This window comes from Streptomyces sp. LS-MS-L19, assembly GCF_058382285.1.
The window spans coordinates 4,690,789-4,710,467 of the sequence record NZ_JBYCLL010000001.1; the positions used below are offsets into that span (position 1 = coordinate 4,690,789).

Sequence of the window (19,679 nt, forward strand, 5' to 3'; positions counted from 1 at the left end):
GCATGGATGACAGACAGAACATGGATGACCGGCCGAAGTCCTTACCGTTCAGACGTCTCTCCGTCGCCGTCGCGGGGGCGGCGGTGCTGGTCGCCGTGAGCGTGGGCGGTGCCATCGCCGCGAGCTCGGACGACGGGCCCGGCGCCGAGCCGAGCGTCTCGGCCCACCCGGGGGACGAGAGCGGGACCGTCGGCGGCAGCGGAGGGGGCGAAGGCGGCAGCGTCGGCGGGGTGGACCCGGGCCCGAGCCCCACCTTCACGTCCCCTGACGACCCCACGGAGGAACCCACCGAGGAACCTTCCGGGCAGCCCTCCACCCCGAGCGAGCTGGAAGAGCTCAACCGCCGGATCGCCGAGCTCGACCGGAAGGTCGACGAGCTGCCCACCAAGAAGGAACTCGCCGACGCGCTGCGGGCCTTCGCGGACCAGCTGGACCAGCCGGACACGCCTACGGATCCCGGCCCGAGCCACGAGCCGACCAGCGAGCCCCGGCCGACCGACTCGATGCCGCCCCACTAGGCGCGGAGCAACCGCGACACTCCGGGGTCAGTCCTCCGCGCGCCGCGTCAGGTGCGTGAACGCGTCCAGGTTGCGCGTCGACTCGCCCCGGGCCACCCGCCACTCGTACTCCCTGCGGATCGCGGTGGCGAACCCCAGCTCCAGCAGCGTGTTGAAGCTCCCGTCGGCCGCCTCCAGGACCTGGCCCAGGAGGCGGTCGACCTCGTCGGCGGTGACCGCGGCGAGCGGGAGCTTGCCGGCGACGTAGACGTCACCGAGCCGGTCGACGGCGTAACTCACGCCGTACAGCTTGAGGTTGCGCTCCAGGAGCCAGCGGTGGACGCCCGCTTCGTTCTCGTCGGGGTGGCGGATGACGAAGGCGTTCACGGACAGGGAGTGGCGGCCGACCAGCAGCGAGACGGTCGTCTTCAGTTTGCGGGTGCCGGGGAGCTGCACGACGTAGTTGCCGGGCTCCGGACTCTCCCACTCGACCTCGGCGTCCTTGAGAACGCCCTCGATGACCTGCGCCGCCTTCTCTGCCTCAGCCATGGAGCGAGCGTACGTGACGCCGGTACGACTGCGCGGCGGCCACGTACACGTCCGCCGTCGCCGCGGCAGCGGTGTCCCAGCCGAAGGACTGGGCGTGCCGGGCCGCCGCCTCCCCCATGCGGGGCGAGAGCGCCGGGTCGTCGGCGAAATCACGCAGCACGCGCGCGTAGGCGGCCGGATCGTGTCCTCGTACGAGGAAGCCGGTCCGTCCGTCGGCCACGGCCACCGGCAGCCCGCCGACCGCCGCCGCGAGCACCGGGGTGCCGGCCGCCTGCGCCTCTATGGCGACCAGCCCGAAGGACTCGCTGTAGGACGGCATGACCAGCACGGACGCGGCCCGGAACCAGTCGGCGAGCTGCTCCTGGCCGACGGGCGGGTGGAACCGTACGACGTCCGCGATGCCGAGCCGGGAGGCCAGCTTCTGGAGGCCCTCCGGCTTGGCGAGGCCGCTGCCGCTCAGGCCGCCGACGACCGGGACGAGGATGCGGGAGCGCAGGTCGGGGCGCTGGTCGAGGAGGACCGCCACCGCGCGCAGCAGGACGTCCGGGGCCTTGAGGGGCTGGATGCGGCCCGCGAAGAGGGGGATCAGGGCGTCCTGGGGCAGGCCGAGGCGGGCGCGGGCCGCGGCGCGGCCGTCCGCCGGGCGGAAACGGTCGAGGTTCACGCCAGGGTGCACGACGGCGACCTTGGCGGGGTCGGCCGCGTAGTGGTGGACGAGTTCCTCGCGCTCCTCGGCGGTGTTCGCGATGAGGCGGTCGGCGGCGGAGACGATCTGGGTCTCGCCGATGACGCGGGCGGCGGGCTCGGGGGTGTCGCCGTCGGCGAGGTTGGCGTTCTTGACCTTGGCCATGGTGTGCATGGCGTGCACGAGCGGGGTGCCCCAGCGCTGGGCGGCGAGCCAGCCGACGTGGCCGGAGAGCCAGTAGTGCGAGTGGACCAGGTCGTAGTGGCCGGGCCGGTGGCCGGCCCAGGCCTGCATCACGCCGTGCGTGAAGGCGCACAGCTGGGCGGGGAGGTCCTCCTTGTTGAGGCCCTCGTAGGGGCCCGCGTCGATGTGGCGGACCAGGACGCCGGGGGCCATCTCGACGGTCGGGGACAGACCGCCCGTGGTGGCGCGCGTGAAGATCTCGACCTCGATGTTGATCGCGGCGAGGCGCTGGGCGAGCTCCACGATGTAGACGTTCATGCCGCCCGCGTCGCCGGTGCCGGGCTGGTGGAGCGGGGAGGTGTGCACGGAGAGCATCGCGACGCGGCGGGGGCGGCGGTGCGGGTGCCACAGCCGCGAGGGCGTGGCCGGAGAGCGACGCTGGAGCCTGCTGATGTACTGGCTCACGTGGCGTTCCTCCTCGCTGCGGGCATGCCGGTCGGAGGGTGCGGGGCGCCCTCCAAGGTGGGGAACACCGGAGGGAGGCATTCCCATTCCGGGCGGGACGGTTTTTGCCGAGGTATTACCGGGGGTCGCTCAACCGTTCGAGAGGGGGGTGCGTTGGGGGGTGGTGGCTTATCTGGTGGGGGCGGTGCCAGTGGTTACTGGCACCGGCGCCGGCATCTGACCGCGTACCCGCCGCATACCCTCGTAGGCATGACGTCGCGTGCCGCCTCCCGCCCTGTGGGCACGGTCACGCGCGGGACGACCAACCCCAACCGGCTGCGCCGCATGGACCGCTGGATCGCGGCGACCCACGGCGCCGAGCTGCGCCGCGCCGCCGAACCGGTCGCGGTCGACCTCGGGTACGGGGCCGCGCCCTGGACGGCCGTCGAACTGCTCGCGCGGCTCCGTGCGGCGGCTCCACGCACGCGTGTGGTCGGCGTCGAGATCGAACCGGCACGGGTGGCGGCGGCACGGCCCTACGAGCGGGACGGACTTGTCTTCCGGCACGGTGGGTTCGAGATCCCGGTGCGCGAACGGCCCCTGCTGATCCGGGCGGCGAACGTGCTGCGCCAGTACGACGAGGCCGAGGTGGCCGCCGTGTGGGAGCGGCTGTGCGCGCGGCTCGCGCCGGCCTCGGACCGCTCCCGTGGCGGACTGCTCGTCGAGGGGACCTGCGACGAGATCGGGCGCCGGCACGTGTGGGTCGCGCTCGGCCCCGAGGGCCCGCGGACGGTCACCTTCGCGACCCGACTGGGGTCGCTGGAGCGGCCTTCCGACCTCGCCGAGCGGTTGCCGAAGGCGCTGATCCACCGCAACGTCCCGGGCGAGCCGGTGCACGCCTTCCTCCACGACTTCGACCGCGCGTGGGCAGCGGCGGCGCCCTACGCGTCGTACGGCGCCCGCCAACGATGGATCCGAACAGCCCACCACCTGACCACGGACTGGCCACTCACGGACGGCCCTTCACGCTGGAGGCAGGGAGAACTGACGGTGGCTTGGGGGGCGTTGGCGCCACGGGGGTGAGTGGGGGGGGGGCGGGGTGAGTGGCAGGGGGGACGGGGTGAGTCGCGGGGTCGGGGTGAGTCGCGGGGTCGGGGGTAAGTCGCGGGGGGGCGGGGTGAGTCGCGGGGCATCGGGAGGGCGTCGTGCGGAGGGCCGGGGTGGTGGAACGGCCCGCCGGGGCCCGCGTTCGCCGAGGCCGTCGGCCGCTGGGCCGGGGGCCTGAGGCGGACGCCGGGCGGAACAGATCCGGGAGCGCGGCGTGGGTGAACCCCTGGGCACGGGGCGGAAGATGCCGGGGCTGCGGAGCCGCCCGCCGGGCCCCGCTGTCAGCCGCTGGACCGGGGGGCCTGAGGCGGACGCCGGGCGGAACAGATCCGGGAGCGCGATGTGGGTGAACCCCTGGGCACGGGGCGGAAGATGCCGGGGCTGCGGAGCCGCCCGCCGGGGCCCGCGTTTCGCGGATGCCGGCGGCGGGAGGGCCGAGGCTGCGGAGCCGCCCCCGGGCCCGCGTTCGCCGATGCCGTCGACCACAGGGTTGTGTGGGCGTGAGACAGACGTCGGGCGAAAGAGATTCGGGAAGCGGCGTGGGTGAATCGAATCCCTGGACACCAGGCGGCGGATGGCGGGTGCCACGTGCACGGACTCGCCCGGCGGATGAGGTGCGGACCACCGCGTGGACGGGCAGCGGCGTTGCCACGCGGGGTGTGTCAGGCGACGCAGCGCGAAGGAGCGCCGGCGCCGGATATCCCGCCCGGGGGCTGCGGATCCGCACGAGCCCCGGCGCCCCGCCTGGACGCGCCCCGCGGAACCCCAGCTCCCCAGCCCTACGCGCGCCCTGCGAAATCCCAAAGCCCCAGCCCCAGCCCCAGCCCCGCCCGCGCCGCCCCGACCCGCCCCCACCCCCAAACACCCACCGAACCCCGCGCCTCCCCCGAACTCCCGTCCACCCCACAGACGAACCCGCCCCCCCGGGAACGATCTGTGTGAGTCGTTCGTCACAAAGTCGGGGAGATCGTCTTCGCGGGGTGGGGAGTGGGGGAGACACCGACGGGCGCAGGACTCGACGGCGTTCACAGGGGCGCGAAGGGGTACGCCCGGAAGCCCTGCCTCTGTCGCTTTCGGCCATGACGTGGCACGATCCCCCGAGCACCGTAAGTTACTGACGGTAAATCAGCTTTGGGGGCACACGTATGGGGACGGGCAAGCGCGGTCTGATCGCTACGGCCGTGACCGTGATCGGCGCGGTCGCCGTACTCGCGGCACCCGGCACCGCCTTCGCCGCCCCGAGTCCGACCCCCACCCCCTCCCCCACGTCCTCCCAGACCACCGTCACCAACAAGGACATCGAGGCCGTACGCAAACGCCTCGACGCGCTCTACCACGACGCCGCCGTCGCCACCGACGCCTACAACGCCGCCGAGGAGAAGGCCGAACAGCAGTCGGCCCAGATCGTCGCGCTGGCCAAGAAGATCGTGAAGGGCCAGGAGAGGCTCAAGCAGCTCAAGGCCCGCGCGGGCGCCGCGGCCGCCGCCCAGTACCGCAGCAACGGCCTGCCCGACGAGGCCCAGCTGATGCTGAGCGACAACCCGCAGGAGTTCCTGGACGCGACCGGCCGGGTCCTCCAGGGCCAGCGCGCCACCAAGGCCCTCATCGCCGAACTGACCCAGACGCAGCAGGACTTGAAGCAGTACGCCGAGGACGCCTCCGCCCAGTGGACCAAGCTGGAGGCGGGCCGCAAGGCGAAGGCGGCGGCCAAGAAGAAGGTTCAGCAGCAGATCGCGGCGGCCGAACAGCTCGAGTCCCAGCTGGAGGAGAGGGAGAAGGCACGCCTCGCCGAACTGGAGGAGGAGGCAGCCCACAAGGCCCAGAGCGCCTGGCTGGACTCCGGCATCCTCGACGAGATCGACGGCAAGGCGAGCGACGCGGGCAAGATCGCCGTCCAGTTCGCGACGACCCAGATCGGCAAACCGTACGAATGGGGCGCCGAGGGCCCGGACTCTTACGACTGCTCGGGCCTGACCTCACAGGCATGGGCGAGCGCCGGCAAGCCCATCCCGCGCACCTCGCAGGAGCAGTGGAAGCAGCTCAAGCACGTCGACATCAAGGACATGCGGCCCGGCGACCTGATCATCTACTTCGACGACGCCAGCCATGTGGCCATGTACCTCGGCGAGGGCGCGATCGTGCACGCCCCGCGCCCGGGACGGACGGTGACCCTCGCGGGCGCGGGCTCGATGCCGATCCTCGGAGTGGTGCGCCCGGACGCGTGAGCGTCACCCACAACAGCGTGAGACCCGGGTCATGTGACCCGGCACACCCCTGACGCCCCCGCAAACCTGCCGCAGACGTGACGTTCGTCATCCCCACGACACCTGTCACCTGTCCAACTGCGGTACGGAACGCGGCATATGACAGTGGCCACCGGCCAAGCCACGTGTCGCACACCATTCCTTTCCCGGCCCGGCACCCGCTATGGTCCCCGTCGGTGGATCGAGACCCCTCGCCCCACCGTGCCCTCGGGGGGAGGGAAGGAACCGAGACCATGCCCGTACCCATACCGCGGCAGCGAGCGATCCCGGCCGTGGAGAGTGGTCAGGCGCAGGCCGCACCCCAGGACGGCCCCTCCAGGAACGACGCCCCGCGCAAGGAAGCCACGGTCGACAACAACGCCGCCACCCAACTGACCCTGCTGGTGATCGAGGACGATCCCGGCGGCTCCACGGTCGTCCCCGAACTCCTGGACCCGGCCGGCAAGCCGATCCGCGTCCGCACCGCCCGCAACCTCACCGAGGCCGAGCGGCTGCTCACGGACGACGTGCACTGCATCCTGCTCGACCTCGCGCTGCCCGGGTCGGGCCGCACCGCCGACGACGACGAGCTCGCCGTACTCCGTCATGTCCTGGAGCTCGCGCCCCGGCACGCCGTCCTCGCGCTGACCGCGTCCGGAGACGCGGAGCGCGGCGCGGAGGCGGTCCGGGTGGGGGCCCAGGACTACCTGTTCCGGGACGAGTTGGACGGCCGACTGCTGAGCCGGGCGATCCGTTACGCGGTGGAGCGGAAACGTTCCGACACGGCGGAGCGTCGGCTCGCCGAGGGACGGGTGCGGGCGCAGGAGAACCGGCGTCTGGAGCGCGGACTGCTGCCCACACCGCTGCTGGAGGGCTCCTCGCTGCGCTTCGCCGCGCGCTACCGCCCGGGGCGCTCGCGGGCCCTGCTCGGCGGGGACTTCTACGACGTCGTACGGACTCCCGACGGGACCGTGCACGCGATGATCGGTGACGTCTGCGGGCACGGCCCCGACGAGGCGGCGCTCGGCGTGGAGCTGCGCATCGCGTGGCGGGCGCTGACACTGGCGGGCCTGTGCGGGGACGAGCTGCTCGGCACGCTCCAGGAGGTGCTGGAGCACGAGCGCTCCGACGACGAGATCTTCGCGACCCTGTGCACGGTCGACATCGCGCCGGACGGACGCCGGGCGGGGCTGTGTCTCGCCGGTCACCCCGCACCGCTGGTGGCCCGCCCGGGACGACCCGCGCGGCTGCTGCCGTACGACAACAACGGGCCCGCGCTGGGGCTGCTGCCCGGCGCCCGGTGGCCCCGGATGCAGGTCGAGCTGGGCGCGGAGTGGAGCCTGATGCTCTACACCGACGGGCTGATCGAGGGGCATGTCGGTCAGGGGCGGGAGCGGCTCGGGCAGGACGGGATGGTGTCGATGATCCGCCGCCAGCTGTCCGAGGGGCTGCGGGGCGAGGAACTGCTGCGGGCCGCGGTGAACGAGGTGCGGTCGCTCAACGGGGGCGAGCTGGCGGACGACGTGGCGGTACTGCTGCTCGACCGGGAGGGTTAGCGGTTCGGCGTGCCCTCGGGGGTGGGTCTCCGGCCCCGGCTCCCGTCAGCGCCCGCCGTTATGCCCCCGCCAGCGCCCGCCGTATGGTCCCGTCAGCGCCCGCCGTTGTACGGACCGTAGGGGCCGTCGCTGCTCGAACCCCTGCCCCGGCCGCTGCGGCCGCCGCCCGGCAGGGCACGGATCGCCGGGCGTACGTCGACCATGTACACGATCGTCGCGATGAGGCCGATGATCGGCAGGAACGACAGGATGTTGAAGATCAGGTTCACCACGAAGGCGAGCCCGAGGATGATCAGCCAGAAGGGCTTGGTCTTCTTGTCGGCCGCGCGGTAGGCGTCCTCACGGCGGATGGCGGCGTCGAACAGCGCGAAACCGCTGAAAACGATCAGGGCCATGCTCAGCAGCCACATGAAGCCTGCGAACCCCTGCATCAGCACAACGTCCACCACCCGACTCGGCTCGTGATTACGCGGTCACCGTACCCGCTCCCGCGAGTCAGCTACCCGAAGAACGGGCCGGGCACTCGGTAAGTGCCCGGCCCGTGACCCTGAATAGTCCCGCGGTGCCCTGCTCGGCAGGCGAGATGCCTTACTTGGCGGGCGGGGTCTTCTTCGCCGTGGTCTTGCGCGGGGTGGTCTTCTTGGCGGCGGGGGCCGTCTTCTTGGCGGGGGCCGGCGCGGGGGCGGCGGCCGCGGGCTTCGCGGCGGGGGCCGGGGCCGGCGTCGCGACCTTGATGTCGCCCGGCTCGGCGTTGGGCTCGACCGCGATCGCCAGTTCCTCGATCTCCTCGGCGGCCTCGCCGCGCCAGGTCTTCACGGCCTGCTCGCCGTGCTCGGCGACCTTCTCGTAGGTCTCCCGGGCCTTGACGGCGTACTCGGCGGCCACGCCCACGCTGCGCAGGGCGAGGTCCTGGGCGGACTCACCGAGCTTCTTCAGGTCGGCGTCGAGGGTGGAGCCGAGCTTCTTGATGTCGCCGTCCAGGCTGGTGAAGAACTCACCGACCTTGGCCTGGAGGGTCTCCTGCGTCTCCTTGACCTTGGCGCCGGCCTCCTTGGCACGGGCCTGGGCCTTCTCCTGGACCGCCTTCGGGTCGGTGCCGCGCACGGCCTCGATCCGGGCCGGCGCCTCGGCGCGGAGCTGCTCCACCAGGCCGGGCACCTTCTTGGCCTCCTGGAGGGCCAGGTCACCGGCGCCGGCGAGGAAGTAGAGCGGGGTCGGGTCCTTTACGGCCTTGCGGATGTCGTCGGTGATGGCCATGGCGATGGTCCTCCCGGGTCGCTTTCTGCTGAGGGTTTTGGGTCCCGCGTGCCTGTCGGCGTGCAGTCGGGTCGTGTGCTGACTCAACTGGCCGTCTGGTGCGGGTCGGCGTCGCTGCCGTCGGTCGTTCGGTCGTGTTCCTGGGCACCGGCCGCACTGTCGCCGTGCTCGTCGCCGTGCCCGTCGCTCTGTGCGGGGGCGGCGTCCGCCGGGGCGATCTCGAAGCCGTTCTCCTTGCGGAAGGACTCGTAGATCTGGAGCAGCACCTGCTTCTGCCGCTCGTTGAGCGTGGGATCGGCGAGGATGACCGCACGTGTCTCCACGTCGTCCCGGTCCCGCTCGGCGTCGAGGATGCCGGCTCGCACGTACAGCGTCTCGGCGGAGATCCGCAGGGCCTTGGCGACCTGCTGCAACACCTCCGCGCTCGGCTTGCGCAGCCCGCGCTCGATCTGGCTCAGATACGGATTCGACACACCGGCGGCGTCGGCGAGCTGCCTGAGCGACAGCTGCGCGGTGCGCCGCTGTTCACGCAGATACTCACCGAGATTGCCGACGTTGAGCGATGCCATGCCTCCACCTTGCCCCACCCCCGCTAACTATTGCAAGCACCCGCTTGCAAAAGTGCGCCACGCCACGTCGACTGCCATCATCCGGGGCGGCCTCCTGACGCGGGTGCTTTGGGCCGGCCTCCGCGAGTCGTCGAGGAACGGTGGTGTCGGTGGGCTCTGCCAGGCTGCACGTTGTGGATGCAGTGGATGAATGGGTGGAGCGTGTCGACGGTCAAGATCGCGTGCTGGGGGTGGTCAGCCGTCGGGAGGCCATCCGCGAGGGTTGGCTGCATCGGGTCGCCGTGACGGTGTGTCGTGATGACCGTGGCCGGATCCTCGTCCATCGGCGGTCGGAGCAGGTGTCTCGCTTCCCCGGGCTGTATGAGGTCGAGGTCGGTGGCGCCGCACATGTCGGCGAGTCCTATGAACAGGCCGCCGCGCGGGAGCTGATCGAGGAGCTGGGCATTCGTGCGCTGCCGCGCCTGCTGTTCACGTTCATCAACCGCAGCGGATTGAGCCCTCACTGGCTGGGCGTGCACGAAACCGTGGTGCCGGACGCCGTGGGGCCGGACGCCGTGGTCCCCGATCCCGACGAGGTCGCCTGGCACGGCTGGCTGACCGGGCCGGAGCTCGACTCGGCTCTGCTGGAGTGGCGCTTCACACCCGACAGCCACGAAGTCTTCCGCCGGTATCTCGCGTTCCGGACCGCCCAGCCCTGATCTCCGGTCACCGGTTGAACATTGACAGGTCCCAACGGCGATCAAAGCGCTACTTGGGGCTGTCGGAGAAACTCACACGGATCGCGACCACGACACCTGATGCATCCAGATCGGCCGACACAGGGAAAACGCCGTCGCCCCAGGTCGTCATCGCACAGAGCAGTCGTGCGTCACCGATATCCACGGTCCCGGCCTCGACTTCAGAGGCACGAACCTGCCGCATGACCTGCCAGTGATGGGAATGCGGCCGGAAGTCCACCATCATGCGGCGTCCTGTCTCCGCCTTCCAACTCATCAGTGCGCGGGTCCTTTCCATGGCATCCGCCACGGCCAGCCCTGTCCACCCGCGGACACCCTCCTCGCCGGGCTCGCCCAGCTCCGCAGTCGCGAACGTCGCGGCGGCTTCGTCCGCAGCAGCACCCCAGAACGCGACGTCGGCCAAGCCGTCCACAGGATCGTTGTGCTGCCATGTGTTCAGGGCATCGGCATCACCGAAGAGCACCCGGGCCCAGTCCACACCGATGTCACCCAACGGCACGGACGACTCCGTCTGACCATCACTCAACCGCACCGCCATTTCGGACCAGCGCGTACCGATTCCGTCGCCGAAATCGACCCGCGTGGCCAGAACCGGCAGATGCCGGTCGCGGGGCACCCCGCCCACCGCGACCACGGGCACCCCGAACATCAGAAAACTGCCGCCACCGTCAGCGGCAGTCCGGCGCACGCGTTGAGCATGAGGTTCGCGGCTCGGCAATGCCTCCAAGCGGGCATCCAGACCTGAGGCCCGGCAATGCTCTTCGAACAGTGACCCCATCTCCACCGCCCGGGAGGCAGGGATGTCATGGAGCATCGCACCCGGCTGCCGGCCGAAGCTGCGGGCTGCTGCCGAGGCGTCCGGGCCGACCACGGCGAAGTCGACCGAGTCGAGGACATCGGCAGCCATCGCCGCATCGTCAATGCCGAGCAGAGCGGGATCGATCTCCGCCGGCGACCGCTCTCCGCTCCACAACCCCAGATGACCGCCGTCCACTACCACCAGGGTCCCCGACGGACAGCTGATCTCACCGAGTCTGACGATCTCTTCCATAGCGCGGGAGTTTATGGCCGCCTCTCGAGCACTGAGAGCGGGTGAGCCGGTCCCGCGAAGCGGCTGTCCGGGCCCGTGAGAGACGCTTCAACTCCGGCCCCGCTCGCAGCTGTCCCGATCCCTCTCCCCCGCAACCCCCACCCCCAACTCCCCCGCCACCCAGGCCCCATGGCGGCGAACTCCCCGCGCGCCCGCCTCCGCACCGCCCCGCCCAACCCGCTCCCCCGCCACTGTCAGTGCCCTATGCGACGCTCTGCGTATGGGTTTCTTCGATGATCTCGTGCTTGCTGAGGGGCCGGTCGGGGAGCGGGTCGTGACGGCCTGGTTACGGCCGGCCGGGGAGGACGACGGGCTGTACGCGCCGCCCGTCGACCGGTTCGCGCCCGCGCTGTCGCCGCAGCTCGACGTGGTCGGGGTGGGGGCGGAGACGCGGGTCGTGGTGACGGGGTGGTCCGTGTGGCCCCGGTCGGTCACCCTGCATCTGTCGGTGTTCCGCAGGACCCGCAGACAGAGCGGGGATCCACGACGGCAGTCAGGACTCCGCGTGGGGCTGCTGTTCTCCGACGGGCGCCGGGTGACCTCGCTGGACGGCACCGTGATGCGCGGGGTCCGGTTCACGGGCGCCGACGGTCTGCCCCGGGAAGCGGCGACCGAGCAGGCCGTCGGGCTGATCCCGTTGGATCCGGGCCTGCATCACTCCCGCAGGTCGCTCTTCAAGACCGACGTGGACCTGTATCTGCCGGAGCTCCCGCCCCCGGGCGACACGCAGTTGGTGATCGAGTGGCCGGACGAGGGCGTACCCGAGACCCGCACCCCCGTCGACACCGTCGCGCTCCTCGCCGCGTCCCGCAGGGCCCGCGAGGTGTGGCCCGACCTCGAACCGCCCGATCCGGAGGAACCACCGACCAGGTTCATGACCGTGGAGGTGAGCGGCCCCCCGGCGCTCCTGGCACCACCGCTCACCAGGCGCCAGCGCGAGGAGCGGCAGCGAGAGGAGGAGGCTCGTCGGCGCTATGTGCCCCAGGCCGACTGGAAGCGGATGGGCTACCACGACTGGGGTGACGCGGCCCTGATCCGGGCCCGGCTGGAGGGCGGTGCCCCACCCGAGGCCGCCGTCGGATGGCATGGCACCACCCCGCTGCACCTCACGGCGGAACAGGGCTCGGCGGAAGCGGTGAGCGCGCTCCTCCCCCACATCACGGACGTCGACGTACGCGACCACGACGACCGCACCCCCCTCTGGTACGCCGTCGCCAGCATGGACGAGGCCACCGTGCGCGCGCTGGTCGACGCCGGGGCGGACGTCTGGACACCGCAGGCACCACCCTGGTCACCGGGCCGGCTCCTGCTGACCACTCCGCTCGCGCCGCTCGTCCGGGACCTGCCCGGAGCGGTGGAACTGCCCCCGCGGGAGGTCGCCGCCCAGGAGGCCGCCGACGCGCTCATCGCCGCGTTCGGCACCGAACCGCTGTGGACCGAAGGGCTCGGCGTCTGCTTCGTACAGGGCCTGGACGAGGACGAGTTGATACGACGGCTCGGCGCCGACCCCGCCCAGTGCCCGCGTACCGACCTCGACGACGCCCCCTTCGAGCCGCTGGACTACGACGAGTCCCTGCGCTACGTCGGCGTCAGCGGCGTGGCCGGCGCCCCCGGTGGCTGCGTCATCGCCCAGGACGGCTACATGCCCAGCGACGACGCCGTGCTCCGGGCGATATCGGCGGGCACCACGGCCTACGGGGTGTACTTCAACCCGAAGGGCGGGACCTTCGGCGCCCTGGCGCGTGACGGCGAGGTTGTCGCCGGCGACGAGATCCACATCGGGCCGCACGACTCGGACCCGGAGGCGTACTGGACGTTCCGTTTCTGGCAGCGCAAGCACGCCTTCCCCTACGGCGCCGACACCCTGGCCTACTGCTGCGCCGCCGCGGGCCTGACCATCACCGCCGGACGGGACGCGGTCGACCTCCGCACCCCGCACCGCTGGGTCCCCCTCCCGCCGAGCCTCCAACGCTGAGCACGACCCGGGCACCCAGCAGACCCGAGACCCACCTGGGCCTGCGGCCCCTGGCTACCCGCCGCCAGGCCCCCGCCCCGCCACGAACACGAACTCCTTCCCCGGCCGGTCCGGCGCGTCCCGCACGTCCTCCACCACGAACCCCTGCGCGACCAGGTCCGCCTCGATCTCCGCCCGCTCCCGGAAGCGGAGGGTCGAATCCGAGAGCAGCGTCCGTCCCTCCGCGGCGAACACATAGGTCCACCGGAACGACACCAACTGCCCCTCCACGCCCGTGACATCGACCCAGCTCTCCACCGCCCCGACACCGGCCACGTCCGTCACGGCGTACGACGCCTCCCGGTTCCACTCCTCCCAGGCCCGCCGTGCCGGGTCCCGCGTCTCGAACACCAGCCGTCCACCGGGCCGTAGCGCCGCGTACGCGCCCCGCAGGGTCCCCCGCCAGGCATCCTCTTCTACGATCTGCTGCGCCACGTTGGCCGTCATGGTCACCAGGTCGACGCGCAGCGGGGGCAGTCCGGTCGCGTCCCCGTGGATCCAGCGCACCCGCTCCGCACCGGGCTTTCCCCGGGCCACGTCGAGCGAGGCCGAGGCCGGATCGACCCCGACGACCTCGATCCCCCGCTCGGCCAGGAGCAGCGCGAACACCCCCGTCCCACAGCCGACGTCCAGCACCCGCCGAGCCCCGAACTCCTCCACCATCCCGACATACGCGTCGAGATCACCGCGATCGGGGTCGAGCGGATCGTAGACAGCGGCCAGCCGCGGATCGGTGAAACCTTCGTCAGCCATGGGCCGACGGTAGGCCGCGAGCACCCCGCGGACCACCGGATATCCCCGGCCCTCACCCCGCCCCGGCCCCCGGCCCCTGGTCCTCGCCCCGCGCCGGGCCGTCCCAGGGCGCCCCCGGCATCACCCCCTGACCCACTCCTCCATGACCGCGAAGTCCCCCTCGCCCAGCCCCCGTTGTGCGTCCACCCGGCACAGGAGAGCCCGCCCGGGATGATGCCCCGCCACCCACGCCCGATCGGCCTCGGTGATCTCGTCGTCGACCCAGATGAAGGACCGGCCCGCCGCCCAGGAGACAAGGGTCCGGGTCTTCCAGTGCAGCCCGCCCTGGGCTTCGTCGTCCGGGTCCGGCCAGTCCACGACCGGCAGTCGCGGCAGTCCGAGCCACGGCCCCAGGCAGCTGTTCGCGTCGTCCATCCAGGTCGTCGCCCACACCAACTCGCACCCCAGCGACGCGAGCCGCGCGCCGAGCGCCGGATCGACGCGGGACAGCAAGGGGTGTTCGGCGGCCGCCGCGGGGAGCGGAAAGGCGGGGTCGTAGACCGGATAGGGTCCCGCTGCCCCGAACGGCAGCAGCGTCCCGTCCACGTCGAGGAACAGCAGCACCGGGCTCAGCCCTCGAACCCGCCCGCCGCGAGGATCTCGTCGACGCGGGCGCGATGTGCCGTCTCCCACTGCTCCAGGGTCTCGGCCGCCTCCTTGGCCAGCTTGGCGCGGGCAGCCGTCAGGGTCTCGGCCAGGCGCGCGGCGGGCACGGCCACGACGCCCTCCTCGTCGGCGACCACCATGTCCCCCGCCTCGACCCGCACCCCGCCGCACCGCACCGGTTCGCCCAGCGGCACCACGGCCTTCTTGGCGCCGGGGATCGGGATGACCCCCCGTGCGAACACCGGGAAGCCGGCCTCCCGCACCTCGGCCAGGTCGCGGATCAGCCCGTCGGCCACGAACCCGGCGATCCCCCGGCGCTGGGCCACCGCGCAGACGTTCCCGCCGGCCAGCGCGTAGTCGAGGTCGCCGGACTCCACCACGATCACCGAGCCGGCCGGTGCCCGGTGGATCGCCGCGTGCAGCATGAGGTTGTCGCCGGGAGGGCACCGTACGGTGAAGGCCGGCCCGGCGACCCTCGGCACCGGCCCCCACAACGGCCTGATCCCGATGTCCATGACCTGGTCACGACCGAGCAGATCGGCCAGTGTGGTCGTGGGGATGTCCGCAAACTCGGTGGTCTCGATCATGTGCCGGACGCTACCGTGCGGGCATGACTGCCGGGTCGGCCATGTGCCGTGAGCGAATTGGGTGCCCGGCCTCTGAGTGAGGCCGGGGAGGGCCAGGGGCCCGCCGCTTTCTCTGAGTCGTCCAGGAAATGACCAGGAACTGACCGGAGCACCAGAGAAAGCAGACCGAGTGACACACCCCGTCCACGACTTCAACCGGCGCATCATCGAAGAGTTCCGCGCGAACCACGGCCAGGTCGGCGGCCCCTTCGAGGGCGGCCGCCTGATCCTGCTCACCACCACCGGCGCCCGCACCGGCACCCCGCACACCACCCCCGTCGGCTACCTCCCCGACGGCGGCGACCGCATCCTCGTGATCGCCTCGGCGGGCGGCTCACCCCGCCACCCCGACTGGTACCGCAACCTCCGCGCTCACCCTCAAGTCACCGTGGAGAGCGGGGTGTTCACCTACGAGGCACGGGCCGTCGTCCTGACCGGCGAGGAGCGGGAGCGGGCCTTCGCACGGGCCGTGGAGGCGGACCGCGGCTGGGTGGCCTACCAGGAGAAGACGGACCGGCTCCTCCCCGTGGTCGCCCTGCACGAGATCGCCCACCCGGGCCCGCCGAACATCAACGCCGAGTCCCCGGGTGAGGCCATCAGGCTCGTCCACGACACCTTCCGCCGCGAACTCGCCCTGATCCGCAGGGAGATGGCCAGCGGTGGATCGACGCTGGGTGCCCAACTCCGCGTGAACTGCCTGACGTTCTGCCAGGGCCTGCACAACCACCACACCGGCGAGGACCTGGGCATGTTCCCGTTCCTGGCGGACCGCCATCCGCAAGCGGCGCCCGCCCTCGACCGGTTGCGCAAGGAGCACGAGCACATCGCGGCCCTGGTGGCGGAGTTGCGTGAGGCGCTCGCAGGCCCGGACCCGGCCGCCGTACGCACGGAGGTCGACCGCCTGACGGCCGACCTGGAAGCCCATCTGAGGTACGAGGAGGAGCAGTTGATCCCGCTCCTCGACGGCAGCTGACACCCGCGCACGGGCGGCCGCCGCGCGCTAGAACGGCAGCGGCCGCCCGTGCACCACCTCCAGCCGCGACACCGCCCGGGTCAGCACGACATACAGCCGGTGCAACCCGCGTTCCTCCGCCTCCGCGATCGCCGCGGGCTCGACGGCCACGACATGGTCGTACTCAAGTCCCTTGACCACAGCGGCCGGTACGACGCTCACCCGCGCCCCGAGCTCGTCCGGCCCGGCGGCGGGGATCCCGGCGGCACGGAGGGCCAGCCGTACGCCCTCCACGTGCTCGTCGGCCGCGACGACCCCCACGGACCCCTCGTGCGCGAGCGCCTCCCGTACGGCCGCCACGACCGCCGTCGGCAGCGCCTCCGCGCCCGCCACCCGCCTTGTCCTCAACTCCCCGTCCCTCCGCAGTGATCGCCCCGCGGGCGCGTCCACGTCCAGCCGCTCCAGGAGCCGGTTGGCGAGCCCTACGACGGCCTGCGGCACCCGGAACCCGAGGGTCAGCGGGACGACGGCCGCGTCCGGCTTGCCGAGGTGGGCGAGAACGGTGTGCCAGGAGCGGGCCGCCCACGGTGTGGTCCCCTGCGCCAGATCACCGAGGACGGTCAACGACCCGAACCTGGCCCGGCGCGCGATGGCCCGGCACTCCATCGGAGACAGGTCCTGGGCCTCGTCGACGACGAGATGGCCGTACCCCTCGGGATGCTCGATGAGCCCGGCGACCTCGTCGAGCAGCACCAGATCGGCGGCCGACCAGCGGGCCGACTTCCACGACCGCGGCGACTTGTCCCACAGCAGGGCCCGTTGCTCGCCGGCGTCGAGGAGCCCGACGGCTGCGGACGCCAACGCCACCGGATCGCCGAGGAGTTCGGCCAGCAGCTCCTCGGGCCGCACCTTCGGCCATACGACGTCCAGGAACGCCCCGACCGCCCGGGACCGCGAGATCCGCTGCACCCAGGCCCCGTTCTGCGGCCCGGCCCGCCGCTCGGCCTGCAACTGCACACCGCGCACCACCCGACCGCGCACCCGCTCCCGCCCGATGCCGTACGGCGGTGCCTCCTCCCGTACGTCCGCCACGATCCGGGCGAGTTCCCCGGCGGGGATGCGCCACTGATACGAACCGTCCTTGATCGCAAGGGAGTTGATCGACCCGGTCGACACGCGCGCGTACAGCGCCCGGCGCAGCACCTCCGCCATGCGGGCGTCGTGCTTGAGGACGGCGGTCGGACCGGGGTCGGTGGCGGTGACCGGATGGCGGGCGATCTCGTCCTGGAGCGTGGACTGGCGTACGCCGGTCTCTCCGAGCGCGGGCAGGACCTGGGAGATGTAGGAGAGGAAGGTCCGGTTGGGCCCGAGGACGAGGAGTCCGCCGCGGCGCATCCGCTGCGGATGGGTGTACAGCAGATAGGCGGCCCGGTGCAGCCCGACGGCGGTCTTGCCGGTCCCGGGAGCGCCCTGGACGCACACGGAGACGGCGAGGTCGCCCCGTACGAGATCGTCCTGCTCGGGCTGGATGGTCGCGGCGATGTCCCGCATGGGCCCGACACGGGGCCGCTCGATCTCGCGGGTGACGATGGGGCTGGGCCTTGGCGTGTCCTTGCGCGGGTGCCCGCCCTCGGTGTGTTGCTCACCCTCACCCAGGTGCTCACGCTCGCCCAGGTGCTCGTCCTCGAGTCCGGTGAGGTCGGAGGAGTCCCCCACGCTCCCCGGCGCCCACCCGAACCGCCGCCGCACGGCGACGCCCTGCGGGTCCTGGGCGCTCGCCTGGTAGAAGGCGCGGGAGACGGGCGCGCGCCAGTCGACGACGAGCGGTGGGGCGGCAGGGTGCTCGGTGATCCGCAGTCGCCCGAGGTGGTAGCTCTGCCCGCGGTGGTCGCCGCGGTCGAAGTCCAACTTGCCGAAGAACAGCGGCCCTTCGGGCAGCTCCCGCATCTCCTTGGCCTGACTGCGCAGCCGGTACCCGAGGACCTCGGCATCGGCCCCGGAGGCGGAGACGTCCTCGCCGACGACGACCTGCTCCTGGGCGCCGTCGACCATGGCGGCGAGGGCGGCACGGCAGCGGTCGTGGTGGGCGCGCTCGCGATGCAGGGACTCTTTCAGGGCGGGGTCGGCAGAGGTCATGGGACCAAGGGTAAGGGAAAATGCAACCGAGTCACATTTTTTACTCGGTTGCACTCAGCTGAGCCAGGTCAGCCCGCCCGCCAGCACCCCGAAGGCCCGCTCGGCAGCGGCCACGGCGTCCCCGCGCACGTCCTCGACCGGCTCCCCTCCCTCGATCCGCCGCCAGTTCTCCAGCGCGAGCACCCGCCGCACGGCGACGATCTGCCCGGCGGCGAGCCGAGCGTCCAGATCCCCACCGAGCGCGTCGGCGAGCGCGGCCTCCTGCCGCTCCAGGTGCCCGTGCGCCCGGGCGACGAGGGAGGGGGCGCCGTAGAGAAGCCGATGGAAGGCGAGAACCTGCGGATGATCATTGAGCCCGGTGACGGGATCCTCCCGCTCCAGCCCTTCGAGGAAGTGCCGCCGCAACGCGACTAGGGGCGGCTCCCCGGACCCGACGACCACCCGCGCGGCCTCGTCCTCATGATCGGCGATCCGATGCAGGACGAGATCCTCCTTGACCGGGAAGTACCGGAAGAGGGTGGGCTTGGAGATCCCGGCGGCGGCGGCGATCTCCGCCACGGACACGGCGTCGAACCCCTTCTCCAGGAACAGCCGGATGGCGATTTCGGAGACGGTCTCGTATGTCTGCCGTTTCTTGCGTTCGCGGAGGCCGGGGTTGGTCATGGGGGGAGCCTACGCAGGACACCAGGGAAGGATCACGACACCACCCCTTGGTGCCAGTGGGATCTCTCAGCCAGGTCCCAGAGATCATCGAAGTGCTTGTTCCAGGTAGCCAAGGCGGTCTTGGCCTCGTTGGTGCCGTCCGAGGCCCAGAAGGTCAGATCGGTCTGATAGCCCTTGGGGTCGTAGTACTCGGGTCCCGAGCTGGACTCTATGGTCCGGGCCGCTAGGTCGTAGAGTCCGTGCAGGACTAGCTCACGGTTGAAGATGCAAATCTTGTCCCGCGGTATACCAGGGTAGAAGCGGTATTCGCACTCGGCCGTCATTCGGCCCGCGTTGGTCAACCTGTGAGCCAGGGCGGATAACCTCCGGGCGTATCCCATGCATTGCGTCTCCAGCCCTCTGCGGAATTCCTCGTCGTCTACGGGATCCCCTTGGGGACCCACTCGGGACGGAACCGTCATGGGGAGGCGGAAGTCCGGCACCAGGAACCTGATTCGGACGTGCCTGATGGGTCCGGGACTTCCAAGGATGGCTTCCAAGCGGTGGTAAAGCTCGTTGTACAACGTCTCGCCGGTATAGCCGAGAAAGCTGATCTCCACTACCTGGGCTTCGAACGCCTGCGTCACAAATCTACCCAGCTCCTGTGACTTGACCTGCGCTCGTGGGGCCAGCCGAAGGGAGGCCGACAGATCCATCAGGGTGTCATACAGGACGTAACCGACCAGGCTGAGTAGGGCGCCGCCCAGAAAGGTCTTGCCCGCGATGGCGTCTCCGATGGGCTGCACGAACTGGGCTAGGAGTCCTGTGCCGAAGATGCCGAGTAGCACAGCACGCGTGATCATCGGTTCGTAGCGGGCCTGGAATCTCTTCAGCCGTTCGCCCATGGTGGCGCCTGGCACGCTCCTGCCACTGCTGCCGGACATCCGGAGCCCCTCCCCCGTAACGAAGCGGCCGCCGCGCCTTGTGACGCACG

The 19,679-nt window shown here is 71.5% G+C and carries 19 protein-coding genes; 7 read left to right on the forward strand and 12 right to left on the reverse strand.

Translation table 11 applies throughout. The features are described 5' to 3' along the window. Positions 1-2 precede the first annotated feature (2 nt). Positions 3-518: a hypothetical protein gene (locus tag AC2XR2_RS20915; protein WP_449349093.1), complete on the forward strand. Its 516-nt coding sequence runs from the start codon at positions 3-5 to the stop codon at positions 516-518. Positions 519-545: 27 nt separating this feature from the next. On the opposite strand, the gene AC2XR2_RS20920 is transcribed toward AC2XR2_RS20915, so the two are convergent. Both AC2XR2_RS20920 and mshA read right to left on the reverse strand, forming a co-directional pair. Continuing rightward, positions 546-1,046 (reverse strand): type III secretion system chaperone family protein, encoded by a 501-nt coding sequence (locus AC2XR2_RS20920; protein WP_330266018.1) that lies wholly within the window; start codon positions 1,044-1,046, stop codon positions 546-548. Beyond that, the gene (gene mshA, locus AC2XR2_RS20925; RefSeq protein ID WP_491515972.1) at positions 1,039-2,379 is read right to left on the reverse strand and encodes a D-inositol-3-phosphate glycosyltransferase; all 1,341 of its coding nucleotides are present in this window, start codon (positions 2,377-2,379) and stop codon (positions 1,039-1,041) included. Before mshA ends, AC2XR2_RS20920 begins: the two co-directional genes overlap by 8 nt. Before the next feature lie 249 nt (positions 2,380-2,628). Here mshA and AC2XR2_RS20930 point away from each other — a divergent pair, with 249 nt between their 5' ends. The 3 genes from AC2XR2_RS20930 to AC2XR2_RS20940 all read left to right on the forward strand — a co-directional run bounded on the left by AC2XR2_RS20930 (position 2,629) and on the right by AC2XR2_RS20940 (position 7,264). Continuing rightward, positions 2,629-3,441, forward strand: coding sequence for a class I SAM-dependent methyltransferase (locus tag AC2XR2_RS20930; RefSeq protein WP_491515973.1), 813 nt, complete (start codon positions 2,629-2,631; stop codon positions 3,439-3,441). Between the two features lie 1,169 nt (positions 3,442-4,610). Beyond that, on the forward strand, positions 4,611-5,690 hold the full coding sequence (locus tag AC2XR2_RS20935) for a C40 family peptidase (protein WP_491515974.1): 1,080 nt from the start codon (positions 4,611-4,613) through the stop codon (positions 5,688-5,690). A 272-nt stretch (positions 5,691-5,962) separates the two neighbouring features. Further along, positions 5,963-7,264, forward strand: coding sequence for a PP2C family protein-serine/threonine phosphatase (locus AC2XR2_RS20940; protein WP_381300195.1), 1,302 nt, complete (start codon positions 5,963-5,965; stop codon positions 7,262-7,264). A 92-nt stretch (positions 7,265-7,356) separates the two neighbouring features. Here AC2XR2_RS20940 and AC2XR2_RS20945 read toward each other — a convergent pair whose 3' ends face one another. From AC2XR2_RS20945 to AC2XR2_RS20955, 3 genes are all read right to left on the reverse strand, one after another. Further along, positions 7,357-7,695 (reverse strand): DUF2516 family protein, encoded by a 339-nt coding sequence (locus tag AC2XR2_RS20945; protein WP_030318102.1) that lies wholly within the window; start codon positions 7,693-7,695, stop codon positions 7,357-7,359. 157 nt (positions 7,696-7,852) lie between these two features. After that, the gene (locus AC2XR2_RS20950) at positions 7,853-8,521 is read right to left on the reverse strand and encodes a hypothetical protein (protein WP_381300196.1); all 669 of its coding nucleotides are present in this window, start codon (positions 8,519-8,521) and stop codon (positions 7,853-7,855) included. 83 nt (positions 8,522-8,604) lie between these two features. Further along, on the reverse strand, positions 8,605-9,090 hold the full coding sequence (locus tag AC2XR2_RS20955; protein WP_381300197.1) for a helix-turn-helix domain-containing protein: 486 nt from the start codon (positions 9,088-9,090) through the stop codon (positions 8,605-8,607). Between the two features lie 173 nt (positions 9,091-9,263). On the opposite strand from AC2XR2_RS20955, the gene AC2XR2_RS20960 reads away from it, so the two are divergent. Then, positions 9,264-9,788 carry an NUDIX hydrolase gene (locus tag AC2XR2_RS20960; RefSeq protein ID WP_381300198.1) on the forward strand — a complete coding sequence of 175 codons (525 nt, stop codon included), beginning with the start codon at positions 9,264-9,266 and terminating at the stop codon, positions 9,786-9,788. Positions 9,789-9,837: 49 nt separating this feature from the next. Here AC2XR2_RS20960 and AC2XR2_RS20965 read toward each other — a convergent pair whose 3' ends face one another. Further along, positions 9,838-10,878 (reverse strand): hypothetical protein, encoded by a 1,041-nt coding sequence (locus tag AC2XR2_RS20965; protein WP_491515975.1) that lies wholly within the window; start codon positions 10,876-10,878, stop codon positions 9,838-9,840. Positions 10,879-11,137: 259 nt separating this feature from the next. Between AC2XR2_RS20965 and AC2XR2_RS20970 the strand changes: the two genes are divergently transcribed. Continuing rightward, entirely contained in the window at positions 11,138-12,892 is a 1,755-nt protein-coding gene (locus tag AC2XR2_RS20970) for an ankyrin repeat domain-containing protein (protein ID WP_491515976.1), read from the forward strand. A gap of 54 nt (positions 12,893-12,946) precedes the next feature. Here the strand turns inward: AC2XR2_RS20970 and AC2XR2_RS20975 are convergent, their stop codons facing one another. The 3 genes from AC2XR2_RS20975 to AC2XR2_RS20985 form a co-directional block, all read right to left on the reverse strand. After that, positions 12,947-13,684: a class I SAM-dependent methyltransferase gene (locus AC2XR2_RS20975; protein ID WP_491515977.1), complete on the reverse strand. Its 738-nt coding sequence runs from the start codon at positions 13,682-13,684 to the stop codon at positions 12,947-12,949. Between the two features lie 120 nt (positions 13,685-13,804). Continuing rightward, positions 13,805-14,287, reverse strand: a complete 483-nt coding sequence (locus AC2XR2_RS20980) for an HAD domain-containing protein (RefSeq protein ID WP_491515978.1) — start codon at positions 14,285-14,287, stop codon at positions 13,805-13,807. Positions 14,288-14,292: 5 nt separating this feature from the next. After that, the gene (locus AC2XR2_RS20985) at positions 14,293-14,916 is read right to left on the reverse strand and encodes an RraA family protein (protein ID WP_381300203.1); all 624 of its coding nucleotides are present in this window, start codon (positions 14,914-14,916) and stop codon (positions 14,293-14,295) included. A gap of 169 nt (positions 14,917-15,085) precedes the next feature. Between AC2XR2_RS20985 and AC2XR2_RS20990 the strand changes: the two genes are divergently transcribed. After that, positions 15,086-15,928 carry a nitroreductase/quinone reductase family protein gene (locus tag AC2XR2_RS20990; RefSeq protein WP_491515979.1) on the forward strand — a complete coding sequence of 281 codons (843 nt, stop codon included), beginning with the start codon at positions 15,086-15,088 and terminating at the stop codon, positions 15,926-15,928. A gap of 27 nt (positions 15,929-15,955) precedes the next feature. On the opposite strand, the gene AC2XR2_RS20995 is transcribed toward AC2XR2_RS20990, so the two are convergent. The 3 genes from AC2XR2_RS20995 to AC2XR2_RS21005 are packed head-to-tail and all read right to left on the reverse strand — an operon-like array spanning position 15,956 to position 19,629. Continuing rightward, a complete protein-coding gene (locus AC2XR2_RS20995) occupies positions 15,956-18,043 on the reverse strand; it encodes a HelD family protein (protein ID WP_491515980.1) in 2,088 nt (695 codons plus the stop codon). A 54-nt stretch (positions 18,044-18,097) separates the two neighbouring features. Next, positions 18,098-18,706, reverse strand: a complete 609-nt coding sequence (locus AC2XR2_RS21000) for a TetR family transcriptional regulator (protein WP_491515981.1) — start codon at positions 18,704-18,706, stop codon at positions 18,098-18,100. 32 nt (positions 18,707-18,738) lie between these two features. After that, positions 18,739-19,629 carry a hypothetical protein gene (locus AC2XR2_RS21005; protein WP_491515982.1) on the reverse strand — a complete coding sequence of 297 codons (891 nt, stop codon included), beginning with the start codon at positions 19,627-19,629 and terminating at the stop codon, positions 18,739-18,741. Positions 19,630-19,679 lie beyond the last annotated feature (50 nt).

What these genes read in the sequence shown, in the direction of transcription:
- AC2XR2_RS20950 (WP_381300196.1), bottom strand. Translation starts at nt 8,521, where the DNA reads ATGGCCATCACCGACGACATCCGCAAGGCCGTAAAGGACCCGACCCCG.
- AC2XR2_RS20970 (WP_491515976.1), top strand. Translation starts at nt 11,138, where the DNA reads ATGGGTTTCTTCGATGATCTCGTGCTTGCTGAGGGGCCGGTCGGGGAG.
- AC2XR2_RS20935 (WP_491515974.1), top strand. Translation starts at nt 4,611, where the DNA reads ATGGGGACGGGCAAGCGCGGTCTGATCGCTACGGCCGTGACCGTGATC.
- AC2XR2_RS20975 (WP_491515977.1), bottom strand. Translation starts at nt 13,684, where the DNA reads ATGGCTGACGAAGGTTTCACCGATCCGCGGCTGGCCGCTGTCTACGAT.
- AC2XR2_RS20915 (WP_449349093.1), top strand. Translation starts at nt 3, where the DNA reads ATGGATGACAGACAGAACATGGATGACCGGCCGAAGTCCTTACCGTTC.
- AC2XR2_RS20940 (WP_381300195.1), top strand. Translation starts at nt 5,963, where the DNA reads ATGCCCGTACCCATACCGCGGCAGCGAGCGATCCCGGCCGTGGAGAGT.
- AC2XR2_RS20995 (WP_491515980.1), bottom strand. Translation starts at nt 18,043, where the DNA reads ATGACCTCTGCCGACCCCGCCCTGAAAGAGTCCCTGCATCGCGAGCGC.
- AC2XR2_RS20945 (WP_030318102.1), bottom strand. Translation starts at nt 7,695, where the DNA reads ATGCAGGGGTTCGCAGGCTTCATGTGGCTGCTGAGCATGGCCCTGATC.
- AC2XR2_RS20920 (WP_330266018.1), bottom strand. Translation starts at nt 1,046, where the DNA reads ATGGCTGAGGCAGAGAAGGCGGCGCAGGTCATCGAGGGCGTTCTCAAG.
- AC2XR2_RS21005 (WP_491515982.1), bottom strand. Translation starts at nt 19,629, where the DNA reads ATGTCCGGCAGCAGTGGCAGGAGCGTGCCAGGCGCCACCATGGGCGAA.
- AC2XR2_RS20955 (WP_381300197.1), bottom strand. Translation starts at nt 9,090, where the DNA reads ATGGCATCGCTCAACGTCGGCAATCTCGGTGAGTATCTGCGTGAACAG.
- AC2XR2_RS21000 (WP_491515981.1), bottom strand. Translation starts at nt 18,706, where the DNA reads ATGACCAACCCCGGCCTCCGCGAACGCAAGAAACGGCAGACATACGAG.
- AC2XR2_RS20985 (WP_381300203.1), bottom strand. Translation starts at nt 14,916, where the DNA reads ATGATCGAGACCACCGAGTTTGCGGACATCCCCACGACCACACTGGCC.
- AC2XR2_RS20965 (WP_491515975.1), bottom strand. Translation starts at nt 10,878, where the DNA reads ATGGAAGAGATCGTCAGACTCGGTGAGATCAGCTGTCCGTCGGGGACC.
- AC2XR2_RS20930 (WP_491515973.1), top strand. Translation starts at nt 2,629, where the DNA reads ATGACGTCGCGTGCCGCCTCCCGCCCTGTGGGCACGGTCACGCGCGGG.